The organism is Antricoccus suffuscus (assembly GCF_003003235.1).
Lineage (GTDB): Bacteria > Actinomycetota > Actinomycetes > Mycobacteriales > Antricoccaceae > Antricoccus > Antricoccus suffuscus.
The window spans coordinates 80,244-95,799 of the sequence record NZ_PVUE01000007.1 but is presented as its reverse complement, the minus strand read 5'-3'; the positions used below and the strand labels follow the sequence as shown (position 1 = coordinate 95,799).

Here is a 15,556-nt window from a genome sequence, read left to right as displayed (position 1 = left end):
CAGGTTAAGAAGGACAATGGCAGTGAGCTGATCTGCTCCTACCTTCTCTGGAACATCCAGCGCTTCCACGAACATCCAGCGTCGAGCTCGTGTCTCGCGACTGACCCAGCGGAGCGAACCTCATTCGGCCTGTCGTGACGGCCCGCTCTCGCGTCGTGTGAGCGTCGCGTGAGCGGTTTCGCATAGGAATGGACACCGGTGTTGATGTGCGCTTGATGCATGTCCGCCTGGCACTGCCCGCAGTGGCGGACCCGACTGATCTCGTCGTCTTCGCCGGGGTTCGGCTCCCCGGCCGGCGCTTCAACACCCCGATTGATCACGCCGTGATCAATTCCCCAACAATCCCCCTGTGAGGTCCTAGATGAAACCAACGCGGCTCCTACGGCAACACACCCTGCCGTGGGTGACGGCTGCAATCCTCGTGTTGGGGTCGGCCGGCTGCGGTGGCTCCGACAACGAGATCGGCGACTCCGGCACGTCATCAACTTCCTCGTCATCTGGTACCGCCACGCCCAGCACTGACACTGAATCCGACGACACCGCTCCGGTTCTCGACCATGAGGAAGCCTTGGCCGCTGGATTCGATCACACGGCGGCAATCACGTGCGGCTACACCTACGACGAACAAGAACTTGCCGGTCTGAAGGCGCTGTCCCCAACCGGCGAGGTTCCGCCCGAGGCGACGATCTACCTCGATCGCGGCGCCATCTTTTGGGAAATCCCCGAACCCGACGGACGAACGTCTCACATACTCGCTCTGGACGGGTACCTCTACACCTGGAAGGTTCCAGGAGACAGCGACGGGGTGAAGAGTCGCGACACCACTAACGGCGGTGGCGATGAGCTCAAGGAACGCATGTCCCAGAACGCGCACGATTGCGTGGTCTACGGCGGCCCTTCGTCCATCTTTCAGCCACCCAAGGACATCACCTTCCAATCCCTTGGGTGAGCTCCAGGTTCGCCTGTCGGCGCCACCCTTTTGAGGCCCCAGGTGTTGGTGCAGTGCAAGCACGACAGGCCAGTTGAATTCAAGACTACCGACCGCAGACCCGTAAATAGTTGACGTGAGAAGGACAACGACGATGAAGACCACACGCACTGGCACCACGGAAGCAACCGGACCGAAGTGGGAGATTTCTTTCCATTCCAGTTCAGATGACACGTTGACTGTGGGGTCATGAGCAAATGATGAAGCCGCCTCACCGATATCGCCGGATTCTTGTGCTCGTTCCGATCGTGCCGATACTGCTGGTAACCGCATGTGGAGGGAGCGACGACATGCCAGTTGCCGAATCGACAGCTGTGGCCGCAGATACCGACTCGCTCGACGAGCCGGCCGAAGCTCAGGTCCCACAGGAGACGTGCGACTGGGCATCGCCAAAAGTCTCGGGCGTTGCAGAGGTGCCAGTCGGCCAGGACGGGGAGTTGGCGGAGGTGATCGTGGGGTCGTGGCAACATACCCACACCGATGAGGGGAACGGATTCGTGGCAACGACCAACGATCACCGTTATGTCTTTCCTTCGCCGGATCGCATGCTCTACTGCCAGCACGTCCCAGGTGCCACCGACCACGACGAGAACGCTGCCGACATCGTGTTGAACGGTACGACGATCGAGCTTCCTGGCGGAAAGTACAGTTACACCGTCACAGCGTGGGATGAAGACACCTTGGTGTGGGACAACCCTGTAGGCGGCGGGTATGTCTACCTGTTGCAACGTCGTTGAACGGCGGGACGTTCTTGGTCGCCTGTAACGCTGCCAGCCCCAGATAAACCTCCCAGTGCCGCTCAACTAAAGGTTGCTCCTCGGCCAAAGCATGAAGCTCGGGAATGATCTCGCGCTGCTTTCCCCTGGACAGATCGACATCGATCCGATCAATCAGCACACTGGCACGTATCTCCAGCCTCGCGGCCTCGGCCCGCAACACCGGCACGTTGAGGAAGCCCGTGAGTGCGGGCCCGTGCCAGAAGTCGAGTGATTCGTGCAGCGACCGAGCAGCCAGGTCGAGATCGCCGGATACCAGGAGTTGTGCGGCCTTTCGGCGGAGTTCCTCGAACGCGCAAAAAGCGTCTGCTGCACGCTTCCCCGCAACGGGAGCTCACGCTCTAGAACGAGGACGGTCACTGGCCCGAGCACACGAACGTCCAACATCATGCCGCCTGCCTCACCACCAGCACAGGTGTCAGGGTCAATCACTCTCAGTCGAAGATTGCAAACCTTTGAGCGCCGTCATCGCAGCACCGGCCTGGAAGAGTCTCAACGCGCCATAAGCCAGACCCGCCAGGGCGAGAATGCCGATGTAGAACCCGAAGCCAAGGTGACCGTCGCTCAGCCGCACGATCACGTAGATCAGGCCAAACACCACGGCGCCAGCTGACGCGGCCAACGACGCCAACTCTGCTTGTCCGTCGTTCAATGGCAGCACCCCGCCGGCACGGGCGCCCTCGATGGCCAGGAGCCCGATGACCAGCAGCCATGTGATCACGCCGAGGCCGTGCCAGCCGCTGGCGCTGGCGCCGCCGAAACCTCCGATGCTGATGTGGTACCACGGAAGGAAGCTGTTGATCAGCAGCACAACGCCTGCGCCGGCAACGATCTTGCGTGGCATCGAAATACCCGCCAGGCGCTCATTCATATTCATGGTCGGCAAACTCCTTCAGAAGATGGTCAACAGACCAGCGTGAAGTCATGCAAACACGAACCACTCACGTCGTGCTCACATGCGCTGATGTCCAGCCATCCTCGTCGGAGACGCTGAGCGGTCTACGAAATGCTGCTCGACCCGAAGTCAACGCTAACGCCCTGACCTGGGCCACGGAAACCAACAAGGCCCGAACCTCGGCCAAGGTTCCTTTGGGCCCAAGGTTCGAGCCTTGCGCATGAAGTACCCCCGGTGGGACTCGAACCCACACTTGGGCGATTTTAAGTCGCCTGCCTCTGCCATTGGGCTACGGGGGCCTGCCGCGTCTCACTGACACGCGAGCCTAGCGCGGTTAATTATCGCGGCGTACGCGCGACCCGCGGCCGCGGGGTGACCAGATTGTTCGCCGACACACCCAAATTAGGTGGGGACATAGTGAGGCGACTGCCTAGAGTGGCGCTAAAGGGTGACTGGCCAGTCTTAATCAGGTGGATCAGACGTGTCAAGAATGAAGTTGCCGCGGGGGCAGGCTTACCTCATCGCGCTCGCTGTCGTTGTCGTCATCGCGTTTTCGATCACGGTTGCCACCAGTGGTGAGACCGGCACTCAGAGCGCCGCGGACGAGTCCACGGTCTCATCGTCGTCGCCGCCATCAAGTTCACCTTCTGCGTCGTCGAAGTCGTCGGCGCCGAATAAGCCAAAAAGCCAGAGCGGCCCAAACTTCGAGATCAAGGCGCTCAAGTCTGGCGAAAAGCCGCCCCAGTTCATTATCTTCAGCTTTGACGGCGCGGGCAGCCACCAGAAGTGGCTGACCTTCAGCGCTACGGCAAAGAAGGTCAAGGCCCAGTTCACCGGATTCCTTACCGGGCTGTACCTCCTCGACGACGCACACAAATCGGCGTACGTCGGACCCGGGCACGCGGCCGGGAAGTCTTCGGTCGGCTTCGGCGGGACCAAGGACGAGGTCTACCAGATGATCAACGACCTCAATAAGGCGAAGGCCGCCGGTCATGAGATCGGCACGCACTTCAATGGACACTTCTGTGCCGGTGCGGAGCCCAGTGCTAACAAATGGGACGCCGCGGCATGGAACAGCGAACTCGACCAGTTCTTCTCCTTCCTGACCAACTATGCGCAAATCAACGGCTACACCGACGCGCCGAAACTGACGGTCACGCCCGCAGACATTCAAGGTGAGCGCACGCCCTGCCTTGAGGGCGACTCCGATCAGTACTTCCCGGCGCTCCTGGCACACAACATGCGCTATGACACAAGCAAAGTCAGTAACGGAATCCAATGGCCGACGCTGATCAACGGAGTCTGGGAATTCTGGATGCCGAGCGTGACGGTTCCCGCGCTTGGCACCAAGGTCATCGCGATGGACTACAACTTCTGGTACAAGTTCAACAAAGCGAAGGACGAACCCGGGCGGGCACCGGAGTTCACCAAGATGGTGCTCGACACCTATCAGTCGATGTACGCCGCCGCCCTGAACGGCAACCGGGCGCCATTGGTCATCGGCAACCATTTCAACAACTGGTCGGGAAATGCCTTCAACCCGGCCGTCGACGCCTTCATGGCGGCGGCCTGCAACAAGCCAGAAACCGTGTGTACGACGTACCAGAACGTCCTGAAGTGGATGGCCGTCCAGGACCCCGCCATTCTCGCCGGGCTGCTCGCCCAGCCTCCGACGGCTAACTAGACTGCGCCGCGGCCGAGCGATCCGTTACGGTTGAGACTGCCAACGCTGCCGAAGCGTTGAGATGTCGATAGATCGAGAGGAAGATCCCGTGGCTGGACTGGGCTCGAAAGTAGTTAGCGCGATCATCGCGATCCCCGTGCAGTCCTTCATCTCCAAGAAGATGGAGGCCTCGTGGCGCAGCGCCACCGGGACCGAGCCGCCCTCGTCCAAGCGACACAAGGAACAGCTCAAAGCAAAGAAAAAGGCCCTCAAGAACGACGAAGAACCGCCCACCGTCGAAGAGCCGGGCGTCGTCGACGCGCTCATGTGGGCCGCGCTCACGGCGATGAGTGTCATCGCCGTGCGCGTCATCGCCGAACGCAGCGCGGAAGAGGTATCCCGCTGGGTGACCGGCAAGAATCCGCCGTCCGAGAAGCGCGATGCGGTGCACGGCGCGGGCGACGCGGGCGAGACCGCCGGGCTCACGATGAACAAAAAGGTACTCAAGTAGGCACCACCGGCGACGCAGAACACACCGCGCTAACCTTCATTCCCCTTGCCCGACCTCGGTAGAGAAGCGCAGAATCATCTTTGCACTGACTGGTCAGTTTAAGGAGATTTGCGATGAGGGTCGTCGCTCGGGACGTATCGGTCGACGGCCGGTACGAACCGCTGGTCCCCCCGACCTCGCTGATCGCGGAGGCGGGCACCGTCACCTACGTCGCCGGCTACCCGGGCGCCGGCTGCACTGCACTAGGGCTCGCGCTCACCGGGCGGATCACGCTGTCGTCCGGCACCGTCGAGGCGGAAAACTTGCACGCTCCACTGCCGGCATCCAGCGCGCTCGTGGACTCCCCTGACGTCACCGCTCCCGGTGACGAGTTGAAGGTGCGCGAGCTTGTCGCCGAGGACCTCGCGTTAGCCGGACGCCAGTCGGGGCGCAAGGCAGTACGCCTATGGCTACGCGACCGCAACCTCGAGGCCATCGCCGCCGACCCGATCGAGATCGTCCCCTCCGCCACCCGTACGTCGATCCTGTGCGCGCTAGCCGTCGAGCGCCGCGGCGTCCAGCTGCTCGTGCTGGACTGCCCGGACCGGTTCGGTGGCAACCCGCACGCCTGGCAGCAGATCGCCACGTCGTACGCCGAGGCAGGACTCGCGGTAGTTGTGCTGTGCGACCGGCGTTCCATCGAGCTGCTCGGCGTCGCGGCGTACGCCATCGGTGCGACCGATCTGCCCGACCAACCCGACACTCCCGACCTGCCTGACGAACCTGCGTCCAGCACCGACGAATCACCCACGGACTGACACATGATTGCGCTACGCCTAGCCTTCAACGAACTACGCCGGATCACCACCGGGAAACTACCGAAGCTCGCGATCGCCGCGATGCTGCTGGTGCCGGTGCTCTACTCGGCGACGTATCTGTATGCCAACTGGGATCCGTACGGCAAGCTGCAGAACGTCGACGCGGCCATTGTCAACTCCGACCAGCAGATCACCGAGAGCGACGGCACGATCGTGCACGCCGGCGCCGACGTCGCTACCGAGCTCAAGACGAGCGACACCTTCAAGTTTCATGTGGTCAGCGCCGAGACCGCCGCCAAGGGAGTTGAGGACGGCACGTACGCATTCTCATTGACGATCCCGTCAACCTTCTCGCGCGAACTGACCTCGGCGGAGAACTTCAAACCACAGCAGGCGACTCTCAAGGTCACGACGAACGACGCCAACAACTATCTGGTCGGCACGATCGCGGACAAGGTCAGCTCCTCGGTTCGTTCAACTGTCGCCTCCACCATCGGCGAGGAGTCGGCCAATAAGTTCCTGCTTGGCTTCTCCGACGTCCACTCCCAGCTGCTCAAAGCGGCGGACGGCGCCGACCAACTCGCCGCCGGCGCCGCCCAACTCGCCAGCGGCGCGGATCAACTTACCGATGGCGCCGCGCAGGCCGCGTCCGGCGCCAGCGCGCTCGCGACCGCTCAACAACAGCTCGCCGACGGCGCGAATCAGCTCAACTCCGGTTCCGGTGCCCTTGCTGACGGTGCCAATGCCCTGGCCACCGGCACGTCGACACTGGCCGACGGCCTGGGCCAGCTCGAGGCCGCGACGCAAGGACTGCCGTCGTCCGCCGCGCAGCTCGCCGATGGCGCCCAGCAGGTCGCCGCGGGCAACGCACAACTCGCGCAATACTCAGCGACATTGGCTAATGCGGTCAACCAGGCCGTCGCCGACGCCCCGGCGGTGCGCGCACAGCTGACCCAGTCATTGGTCGATGCGGGCGTTCCGGCAGATCAGGTCGCGGCAATCACCGCCGCATTGGATCAGCTCATCAACCCGATCAGTCAGGGCGTCGCTCAGTTGCAAGTCGCGAACGGCAAGATACAACAGCTCGGCACCGGCGCCTCGCAGGTCGCGGACGGCGCGGCACAACTCGCCGACTCCGCGCCGAGCCTTGCATCCGGAATCGCGCAGGCCTCGGAAGGGGCTGCGGCAGCCAACTCCGGCGCCGCCGAACTCGCGTCGGGCGCCGCGAAGCTACATTCGGGAGCCGGCCAGCTTGCCGACGGCGAGCAGCAGGCCGTCACGGGAACGGACAAACTCGCAGACGGCACTTCGCAGCTCGCGAGCGGCGCGGGCGAGGTGTCTACCGGCGCGCACAAACTCGCCGATGGCGCGGGCGAACTGAGCAGCCAGCTACGCAGCGGCGCGGGCGAGGTGCCCAATCCTGACGCATCCACCCGCGCGAAGACTGCTGACCAGATCGGCAATCCTCTTGAAGTACAGAACACGGCCGTGTCGTCGGCCGGCAACTACGGCGCCGGGCTGGCGCCGTTCTTCCTTGCACTGAGCATGTGGATCGGCTCGTTTGTGTTATTCCTCCTTGTCCGCCCACTGTCCAACCGCGCACTCGCCTCAGGCGCGTCGGCGTTCCAGATCGCGTTCGGCGGGTGGCTGCCGTCGGCCGTCATCGGGATCGGACAGGCGATCGTCGTGTACGTCGTCGCGACGGCGCTCGTCGGCATCGATCCGACGTACGGCTGGCTGACCTTCGGAATCCTCGCCGCTGCGGCGTTGTCTTTCACCGCGCTCCTGCACGGTATCAATGCGAAGTTCGGCGCCATCGGCAAGTTCATCGGCCTGGTCCTGCTCATTTTGCAGCTAGTCAGTGCCGGCGGAACGTTCCCGTGGCAGACAATCCCCGGGCCGCTGCACATCCTGCACCAGATCCTGCCGCTCGGGTACGTCGTCGACGCGCTGCGGCACACGATTTACGGCGCCTACCTCCCCGCGCTCGGCACCGACTTGATGGTCCTTGGGATCTACCTGGTCCTCGGACTCGCGTTGTCTACCTGGGCGGCACGCTCGGACCGCCGATGGTCGCTCAAACGTCTACGTCCCGAGCTGGTGCTCTAATGAGCGTGACCGGAGCGGACAAGCCAGCCCGAGGAGTCAGCGCACGGACCCTCGCAACTCGAGAGAAGCTGTACGCCGCGGCGACGAAGCTCATCGGCGAACGCGCCGTGGAGCAAGTCAGTGTCGACGAGATCGCTGCGGCCGCAGGCGTCGCCAAAGGCACCGTCTACTACAACTTCCACAGCAAAGACGCGCTCATCGCGGCCCTGATCGACGACCGCGTGAGTCTGCTGGTCGCGAGCATGAAAGACGCAGCGCGCGCCGACGACCCGCACTTAGCGGTTCGCGCGATGACCGAATCAGTGCTGTCCTTCATCGAGGCCAATACCGCCTTCGCGCAGCTCTTGGCGACCGAGCTGTGGCGCTCGCGCAGCACGTGGCACGACCAGTTGGCCGCCATGCGCGAAGAGCTGCTGGCGATCGCTGAGGCGCTCATAGAGCGAACCCCGACGCTACGGCGGCTTCATCCAGACCTGCCGGCCAGGGTCGCGGCCGCCGGCATGTGGAGCACGACGTTCGTCATTGCGCTGGACTGGCGGGTCTACACACCTGAGCGGCCGCGCGCCGAAGTGCTCGAGACCGTCATGCTCATCCTCGGTGCGAGTGATTAGTCGAGCGTGACCTCGTCGTACTGGCCGGTTGCGACCGCCGCCATATTGTCCAGTTGTGTTGTGCCGTAGTCGAAGTAGTCTCCATGGTCACCGTCCGTATCGGTGTCGAAGACCGTGCCGCCAAAGGACTCGCGCGCCGGGTTGTGGCCAAACCAGGCGCCGTCCGGCACTCCGAGGGTTGAACCTGCCTTCATATCGAAGAAGTCATTGGCGTTGCTAATCGCATCGTCGGGCAGTAGCCCGACATAAACGTGGCTACCGTCCATGTTGAGCTCGTCCACATTCTTGACGCCGACGCCAGGCGATCCGACGAAGATCACGTCATCAGCGATCAAATCACCCGATTCCAGTGCCGCCCCGACCACCAGCGATCCGTAGGAGTGTCCGATCACGGTGACATGCGGATCGGCGCCGGTGGCCACAAGATTGGACTCGGTGTAGCCCGCGATATCGGCCGCGAGCTCCGGTGCCGCTTCATTTGCGTAGATAGGTAGCGATGCATCGGGAAGCGTGTCGGGTGCGTCCATCCCCAAGTAGGCGATCACCGACTTCTTCGAGTCCGGATCCACATCGTTCATCTCCGCGTAAAGATTGCCGCCGGAGCCGACGTAGTCGCTCATGGTCCGGGCGCTGCTCGTCGTGCCCGGCACGATCACGGCGATGTCGGCGGCCTCATCGGGGTTGCCGATCGCGATGACCGCTTCCCCATCATCGGCCGATCCCAAGTCGTCGTAGTCCAAAAGATAGGTCTTGATCGCCGTACCGTCGGCCATCGCGACGGCCTTCGCGCCGTCTTCGACGCCGTGGATGTTGGCTTGCTTCACTTTCAGCGCGGCGAGTACCGGCAGCACTCCGGCAAGCTCGTCTGCGGCGCCCGGGTTGGAGGCCCGGATATCGGGATGGTCGAACACGTCGCTCGCAACGCTCACACCGAGGATCTGCATAAGCGACGCCTTCTGCGTTTCGACCATGGCTACTTGGGCGTCGATGCTGGACGCATCGTCGGTGAGCTCGCGCCTGTTGACTAGATTGAGCACGAGCGCCGGCAGCCCGTGCATCATCGACAGCGCGGCCCCTTCGTTGTCGATCAGCCAGACCTTTTCTGCGGCGCTGCGTTCGTTCCACCACTGTTGCACTTGTCCTGGTGGTGCCGATGCACCAGGCATTCCCGTCGTCAGCGACACGTACGCCGGATCATTTCCGAGTGCGGCGCCGTCATTAAGGGCGGCCGGCGGGACGTAGCCGTAGTCTTCCTGCAGCGTAGCGAGATGGTCGGTCAGGAACGCGTCGTACCCGTCGACGACCGCGTTTACCGAGGTAGCCGTCGTGTTGATCGACGCGAGTGCAGCTTGCGCGCACTGCTCATGCAGCGCCGCGTCATTGGCCGGGTCGTACGGTACGGCGCACTCATACATCGACGCCGCGGTCGCGATCTCGGCGTACATCATGTCTAGGAGCGAGTTCAATTTTGCCTGTACCAAATGGATCTGGCTACCAACCTCCGACAGAAGGCCGCCGATCAGATCGAGTTGGGCCGAGTTGACGTCGAGGGTGTCCTTGGTCGCGGTAACCTCGGCCATGAGCTGGACGGGGGTCTTGTCGTCGATCATGCCCGCAGCATCAGCGAGCTGCGCCGCTTCAAGCGCACACATCGCAGACTCCGCCGTACTGGCGCCGGCAGCCCGAAACACCGCGCCCAACGCCTCGACCTCGACCGGATTGGCGACCAGCACAGACTCGCAGATCGCTAGCGGATTGGCGATCGCGTAACCGACCAGACTGTCGAATGTAATTGGGGCTGCCATCGCCACGTCCTTGAACCGAGTTGTCAGATCACTTGCTCGATCACGAAGTTACGCAGTACGCACGACAGGACGCGCCGCATCACGGCGGCTCTGTGGATGACACGCTGCTCTGTGGATAACCAATCTGGTCGGAGCCCGGGACGGTAGCTAGCCGATCGACAGCGCGATGCCATGCAGGATGTCGGTCTCGCTGGCAGTCAGTTCAGCGAATTCGAGCTCCTGCATGACCGTGTCCAGGATGAGCGCACCGGCCGCGATCACGTCGACACGGCCCGGGTGCATGACCGGGATGTCCCGCTTGGTGGCAAAGTCCGCCCGGGTCAACATCTCAGTGATTTCCGCGATCTGCGCGGCCGATACGACGGACTGGTGGATAGCGGCGGCGTCGTACGCGGGAAGCCCGAGCGCAATACCGGCAATGGTCGTCACGGTCCCCGCGACCCCGACGATCTGGGCCGCGTCGTCGAAGTCGACCTGTCCCCGGGCCTCGTCGATCGCCACCACGACATCTGAACGCACAGCGGTCAGCTCATCGGCAGTAGGAGGGTCATGCTTAAGGTGACGTTCGGTAAGTCGAACGCAGCCCATGTCGGTCGAATGCGAGCCGCGTACCTCACGGTCGCCGACGACGAACTCGGTCGACCCGCCACCGATGTCTATCACCAACCTGCGGACGCTCGGATCGAGCCCGACGGTCGCCCCGGCGAAGGACAGCTGCGCCTCTTCGCGGCCGGTGATCACCTCGGGCCGTACGCCGACCGACGCACGCGCGAGCTCGATGAAGTCGCCACTGTTGCGAGCATCGCGACTGGCACTAGTAGCGACCATACGCACGGTTTCCGGCTGGAACTTCTCGATCTGGACTGCGAACGAGGACAACGCCACGGCACTGCGGTCCAACGCTTCGGCGCTGATCAATCCCGTGGCGCCGAGGCCGGCACCGAGCCGGTTAGTCTCCATCAACCGACACAACTCGACAACGCGACCATCGACGACATCGCCTATAAGCAGCCGAATCGTGTTGGTCCCGCAGTCGATGGCCGCGACCCGGCGGCTCGTCATGCTTTGCGGGGCTTCTTGGGCAGCGGCGCCTCGACATCGACGCAGGGCCCAGACTTCCACCATTCGGGGAGAGCAGCGAGCGCCTCGTCGCCGAGCGGATTGACACCGGGCCCGGCAGCGAGTGAGTGCGCGACGAGCACGTGCAGACATTTGACCCGGTCTGGCATGCCGCCGGCGGTGATCGCGTGGCCAAGTGACTCCATCGAGTCGCGCCGCGCGAGGTAGTCCTCATGGGCCGCGCGATACTTCGCGGCGAGATCCGGGTCGGTGCCGAGCCGGTCGGTCATCTCACGCATCATCCCGCCGGCCTCAAGCGTGCCGATCGCGGACGCGGCGCGCGGGCAGGTCAAGTAGTACATCGTCGGAAACGGCGTACCGTCCTCCAACCGCGGCGAGGTCTGTACGACATCGACCAGGCCGCACGGGCAACGATGCCCGACCGCACGCATCGCACGCGGCTCACGGCCGAGCTGGTGATGGACGGCCACTCGATCCTCGTCGGTCAACGGTTCGTGCTGCTCACGCGAGTCGGTCATTTGCCCTTGTCGGCTTCTTCGATCGACTTCGCGAGGTCGGTCAGCGCCGAGCCGGCCTGTTTCTTCTTCTCTTTTGCGGTCTTTTTCTTCTTCGTGTCTGTCGGTGAACCGGGGCCGTTGTTGGATACGACGTACACCTTGTCCCCAGGCAAGACATAGTTGAGTCGCTCGCGAGCCTGCGCCTTGATGTAAGTCGGGTCATCGAGGAGCTGATTCTTATCAGTCAGCTTGCTGATCTGCTGTTTGCGATCTGCGATCTGCTGCTGCAGCTGGTCGATCTGTGACTTCTGGTGAAGGTAGTTGGATACCGGCAGGATCAGCAGTAGTACGACACCGATCACTAGGATGCTAAGCACGATCGTCCGGCCGGTGATACCGCCGGGCCTACTGCGCGCCCGGGATGCGGTGGCGGGCGTGACGCGGGTGGGCTGCGCCGCGGTGCGTCGTACGCGCGTTGGTCGATCCGCCGGACGTTTGGTCGGCCGGCTCGTGGCGCGCGCCGACGGACGGCTCGAGCGAGCGCGAGACGCCGAGGACCGGCCGGAGGTTGCCGCCGGCCCCCGCCGCGACGAGCGGCGGGGTGCTGGCGACCGGGACGAAGATGATGCCATCGGAGTGTGGTGTGCCCTTACTTGCTCGCGAAGCGGGGAAATGCGCCACGGCCGGCGTATCGTGCCGCGTCGTCGAGCTCTTCCTCGATCCGCAACAGCTGGTTGTATTTGGCGACCCGCTCGGACCGAGCCGGCGCGCCGGACTTGATCTGGCCGCAGTCGGTGGCGACGGCTAGGTCGGCGATCGTCGTGTCCTCGGTCTCCCCTGAGCGATGCGACATCATGCAACGGTAGCCGTTGCGGTGCGCGAGGTTGACCGCGTCGAGAGTCTCGGTCAGCGTGCCGATCTGGTTGACCTTGACCAGAAGTGCGTTGGCGGCGCCGGCGTCGATGCCACGCTGCAGACGCTCGGGGTTGGTGACGAACAGATCGTCGCCGACGAGCTGGACCTTGTCGCCGAGCTGCGCGGTCAACGCGGCCCAGCCGTCCCAGTCCTCCTCGTCGAGGGGGTCTTCGAAAGACACAATCGGGAAGTCCGCCAACAGCGACTCGTAGTAGGCCACCATCTGGTCGGCGGTTTGCTTCTTGCCTTCAAAGGTGTATTTGTTCTTTGCGCAGAATTCCGTCGCCGCCACGTCCAGCGCGAACGCGATGTCACTGCCTACCTTGAAACCGGCCTTCTCGATCGCGGTGCTGATGAGCTCGAGGGCTTCGCGGTTGCCTGCCAGGTCGGGCGCGAACCCGCCTTCGTCGCCGAGCCCGGTTGACAGACCCTTGGTCTTGAGGACCGCCTTGAGGGAGTGGTAGACCTCGGTGCCGTACTGCATCGCCTCGGAGAACGACGCGGCCCCGATCGGCGCGATCATGAACTCCTGCACATCGACGTTGTTGTCGGCATGCGCGCCGCCGTTGACGATGTTGAACAACGGCACCGGAAGTACGTGGGCGCTGGGCCCGCCGACGTACCGGAAAAGCTGCAACTCGGCGCTCTCGGCGGCGGCGCGGGCCACGGCCAGCGAGACCCCGAGCATCGCGTTGGCGCCGAGCTTGGACTTGTCCTTGGTGCCGTCAAGCTCGTTCAGACGCTGGTCGATCAGACGCTGTTCTTCCGCGTCGTACCCGACCAGTTCCGGTCCGATAACGTCGAGGACCGCGGTAACGGCCTTGAGTACGCCCTTGCCGCCGTAACGCTTCTTGTCGCCGTCTCGTAGCTCCACGGCCTCGAACGCGCCGGTGGATGCACCACTGGGTACGGCCGCCCGCGCGAAGGTGTCATCGTCGAGCACGACCTCGACCTCGATCGTCGGATTGCCCCGCGAGTCGAGTATTTCGCGTGCACCGACTGCCTCAATGCTGGCCACAGAAACTCCTTAGAGATGGGTTATCACGCCGCGCCGGGGCGTCTGTACAACGATATCGACCATATGGCGCTGCGTCGCGACGGCATACCGTGTGATCTGCGACCGATCTGCAGGCACCGCGCACGCCGGGACTACTCGGCGCCGGCAGCCTTCCGTACTACGCGGCGTAACGCGAGCTCCGGGTCAACACCGACGGCCGAGGCCTGCTCGGCCAACTGCAATAGGTCGCGGCCGATACGCTCTTCGGCATCCTCGGGCGGGCCGTCGAGCTCGAGACCGGTTCCGGCGCGCGCTGCTCGGCGAAGGACCGCGGCCGCCAGTGATAGTGCGGGCTGTGCCCACACCACCCCGTCGTACGTCCCGGTCCGCCGCTTCTCCGAGGCCTTGATCGTCTCCCAGTTTGCGTTGACCTCGTCCGCGCCGTCGACGTGCACGTCGGCGAAGACGTGCGGGTGGCGGCGTACGAGCTTGTCGGCCAACTCGTTCGCGACGTCGTCGACCTGCCACGGGTCGGTCGAGTGTTCCGCTGCGATCCGAGCGTGAAACAGCACCTGCAGCAAGACGTCGCCGAGCTCCTCCCGAAGGTGGTCACGATCGCCCGAGTCGATCGCGTCAACGGCTTCGTAGGCCTCTTCCAGCAGGTATTTCTTCAGCGACTGGTGCGTCTGCTCGGCGTCCCAGGGACATCCGCCGGCGCTTCGCAGCCGGTCCATGATCTGCACCGCACGCGCAAGCCCCGTGAGGTCAGCCACCAGTGGTGGCACCGGGAACAGCCGGCTGCGCCGGCGCGCTGGACTTTTTCTTCGCCGGCGGCGTCTTGAACGTCGACGGCGAGGAACCGGTGATGCTCGGCAGGTCCTGGCTCGGGCTCTGCAGCGTGCCGTAACGCGGGTTGACCTTGATGTTGAGCTTCTTAGCGAGCTTGGCGGCCGCGGTCAGTCCGGCCTGGCTGATCTGCTGCTGCGCCTGGCTCTGCGCCTGCGCCTGCAGCTGGTCGGCGGGCAGGTTGGTGATGGCGGCGACCTGCACGAGCAACGTGGTCCCCTGCCCGGACGAAATCGCGGCGAACCCGCCTTGTGGAACGCCGGCCAGTGCCTGCTTGATCTGGGCGGGCTGTTGCGACAGATCCACCGACGGCTCTTCGAGCGGCTGCGGGCTGCCGTCCGTCGCCGGACCTAGCGCTGCGCCGAGCTTGTCGAGGGTAGTGGTGCCTGCCTTCAACTCATTCAAGTAGCCCTCTGCCTCCGCGTCCGGCGCGAGAACATAGCGAAGATCGAGCTTCTTGGAACTCCCGGCCAAGGTCTGTGCAGCGGCCGCGGTCAGCTCGGCTTCGGTCTTGCCCAGCGACCGCTCACCGAGAGCGATGGAGACCAGGCCCTTCTCGGCCTCCTCGTGAATCGCCTCAACGGTGTACAGGGTGCCGCCCGCCGCCACGGACTTCTGCAGTTCCTCGGCCGTCTGACCCTGGAATAGGGTCTTCTCGAATGCTTTGATGTCTGCAGCGGAGTTGGCGATCCCCTGCTTTTTAGCGATCTGCCGCATCGCGTCGCTCTGGATCATCTGGGTCAGGAGGGTCTGCCGATAGGTCGCACCCTCTTTCTTCGCCTTTTTGCCGATGACCGGGTCGCTGTAGGCCTCCTGCACCGCCTTGTCGAACTGTGTCACGGTGATGGTCTGGCTACCCACCTGCGCGACGATGTCATTGGAGTTGGAGCAGGCGCTCAGCCCGGCGGCCCCGATGAATAGACCGAGGATGCCTCCGATAAGGCGACGACGTGCTGATGCGGCCACTGAGAATGATCCTTCCGAGAACTGCAGATACGACGGTCCACTTTCTCACACAACCCTAAGTGAGGTACGACGGCTACGGGCGCGACGTGATTCGATATAC

General features: G+C 63.7%; 16 protein-coding genes, 1 tRNA gene and 1 pseudogene. 7 read left to right on the top strand and 11 right to left on the bottom strand.

Annotated elements, in window-relative coordinates; translation table 11 throughout:
- Positions 1–403 precede the first annotated feature (403 nt).
- Both CLV47_RS10145 and CLV47_RS21815 read left to right on the top strand, forming a co-directional pair.
- The gene (locus CLV47_RS10145) at positions 404–949 is read left to right on the top strand and encodes a hypothetical protein (protein ID WP_146135353.1); all 546 of its coding nucleotides are present in this window, start codon (positions 404–406) and stop codon (positions 947–949) included.
- A 329-nt stretch (positions 950–1,278) separates the two neighbouring features.
- Entirely contained in the window at positions 1,279–1,725 is a 447-nt protein-coding gene (locus CLV47_RS21815) for a hypothetical protein (protein ID WP_146135352.1), read from the top strand.
- On the opposite strand, the pseudogene CLV47_RS22775 reads toward CLV47_RS21815, so the two are convergent.
- From CLV47_RS22775 to CLV47_RS10130, 3 genes and pseudogenes are all read right to left on the bottom strand, one after another.
- Positions 1,646–2,047, bottom strand: a pseudogene (locus tag CLV47_RS22775) (BTAD domain-containing putative transcriptional regulator); the annotation flags it as partial. The gene CLV47_RS21815 and the pseudogene CLV47_RS22775 sit on opposite strands and share 80 nt — an antisense overlap.
- Before the next feature lie 141 nt (positions 2,048–2,188).
- Positions 2,189–2,641 (bottom strand): hypothetical protein, encoded by a 453-nt coding sequence (locus CLV47_RS10135; RefSeq protein WP_146135351.1) that lies wholly within the window; start codon positions 2,639–2,641, stop codon positions 2,189–2,191.
- 244 nt (positions 2,642–2,885) lie between these two features.
- Positions 2,886–2,958, bottom strand: a tRNA-Leu gene (locus CLV47_RS10130).
- A 191-nt stretch (positions 2,959–3,149) separates the two neighbouring features.
- Between CLV47_RS10130 and CLV47_RS10125 the strand changes: the two genes are divergently transcribed.
- From CLV47_RS10125 to CLV47_RS10105, 5 genes are all read left to right on the top strand, one after another.
- The gene (locus CLV47_RS10125) at positions 3,150–4,343 is read left to right on the top strand and encodes a polysaccharide deacetylase family protein (protein WP_106348913.1); all 1,194 of its coding nucleotides are present in this window, start codon (positions 3,150–3,152) and stop codon (positions 4,341–4,343) included.
- Between the two features lie 88 nt (positions 4,344–4,431).
- Complete coding sequence (locus tag CLV47_RS10120) at positions 4,432–4,833, top strand: DUF4235 domain-containing protein (protein WP_146135350.1); 402 nt, start codon at positions 4,432–4,434, stop codon at positions 4,831–4,833.
- Positions 4,834–4,946: 113 nt separating this feature from the next.
- Positions 4,947–5,630, top strand: coding sequence for a P-loop NTPase family protein (locus tag CLV47_RS10115; protein WP_106348911.1), 684 nt, complete (start codon positions 4,947–4,949; stop codon positions 5,628–5,630).
- A gap of 3 nt (positions 5,631–5,633) precedes the next feature.
- Positions 5,634–7,739: a YhgE/Pip domain-containing protein gene (locus CLV47_RS10110; protein ID WP_106348910.1), complete on the top strand. Its 2,106-nt coding sequence runs from the start codon at positions 5,634–5,636 to the stop codon at positions 7,737–7,739.
- The gene (locus CLV47_RS10105; protein WP_170111028.1) at positions 7,739–8,350 is read left to right on the top strand and encodes a TetR/AcrR family transcriptional regulator; all 612 of its coding nucleotides are present in this window, start codon (positions 7,739–7,741) and stop codon (positions 8,348–8,350) included. Before CLV47_RS10110 ends, CLV47_RS10105 begins: the two co-directional genes overlap by 1 nt.
- Here CLV47_RS10105 and CLV47_RS10100 read toward each other — a convergent pair.
- The 8 genes from CLV47_RS10100 to CLV47_RS10070 form a co-directional block, all read right to left on the bottom strand.
- Complete coding sequence (locus CLV47_RS10100; protein WP_146135349.1) at positions 8,347–10,155, bottom strand: putative alpha/beta hydrolase; 1,809 nt, start codon at positions 10,153–10,155, stop codon at positions 8,347–8,349. The genes CLV47_RS10105 and CLV47_RS10100 overlap by 4 nt on opposite strands.
- A 147-nt stretch (positions 10,156–10,302) precedes the next feature.
- Positions 10,303–11,217 (bottom strand): Ppx/GppA phosphatase family protein, encoded by a 915-nt coding sequence (locus tag CLV47_RS10095; protein WP_106348907.1) that lies wholly within the window; start codon positions 11,215–11,217, stop codon positions 10,303–10,305.
- Positions 11,214–11,753 (bottom strand): DUF501 domain-containing protein, encoded by a 540-nt coding sequence (locus CLV47_RS10090; RefSeq protein WP_106348906.1) that lies wholly within the window; start codon positions 11,751–11,753, stop codon positions 11,214–11,216. Before CLV47_RS10090 ends, CLV47_RS10095 begins: the two co-directional genes overlap by 4 nt.
- Complete coding sequence (locus tag CLV47_RS22035) at positions 11,750–12,109, bottom strand: FtsB family cell division protein (RefSeq protein ID WP_170111027.1); 360 nt, start codon at positions 12,107–12,109, stop codon at positions 11,750–11,752. Before CLV47_RS22035 ends, CLV47_RS10090 begins: the two co-directional genes overlap by 4 nt.
- 28 nt (positions 12,110–12,137) lie before the next feature.
- Entirely contained in the window at positions 12,138–12,413 is a 276-nt protein-coding gene (locus tag CLV47_RS22030) for a hypothetical protein (protein WP_170111026.1), read from the bottom strand.
- Positions 12,382–13,665: a phosphopyruvate hydratase gene (eno, locus tag CLV47_RS10080; protein WP_106348904.1), complete on the bottom strand. Its 1,284-nt coding sequence runs from the start codon at positions 13,663–13,665 to the stop codon at positions 12,382–12,384. Before eno ends, CLV47_RS22030 begins: the two co-directional genes overlap by 32 nt.
- Before the next feature lie 131 nt (positions 13,666–13,796).
- Positions 13,797–14,417, bottom strand: a complete 621-nt coding sequence (locus tag CLV47_RS10075) for a nucleoside triphosphate pyrophosphohydrolase (RefSeq protein ID WP_202862497.1) — start codon at positions 14,415–14,417, stop codon at positions 13,797–13,799.
- A complete protein-coding gene (locus tag CLV47_RS10070) occupies positions 14,410–15,456 on the bottom strand; it encodes a SurA N-terminal domain-containing protein (RefSeq protein ID WP_170111025.1) in 1,047 nt (348 codons plus the stop codon). Before CLV47_RS10070 ends, CLV47_RS10075 begins: the two co-directional genes overlap by 8 nt.
- Positions 15,457–15,556: the final 100 nt, after the last annotated feature.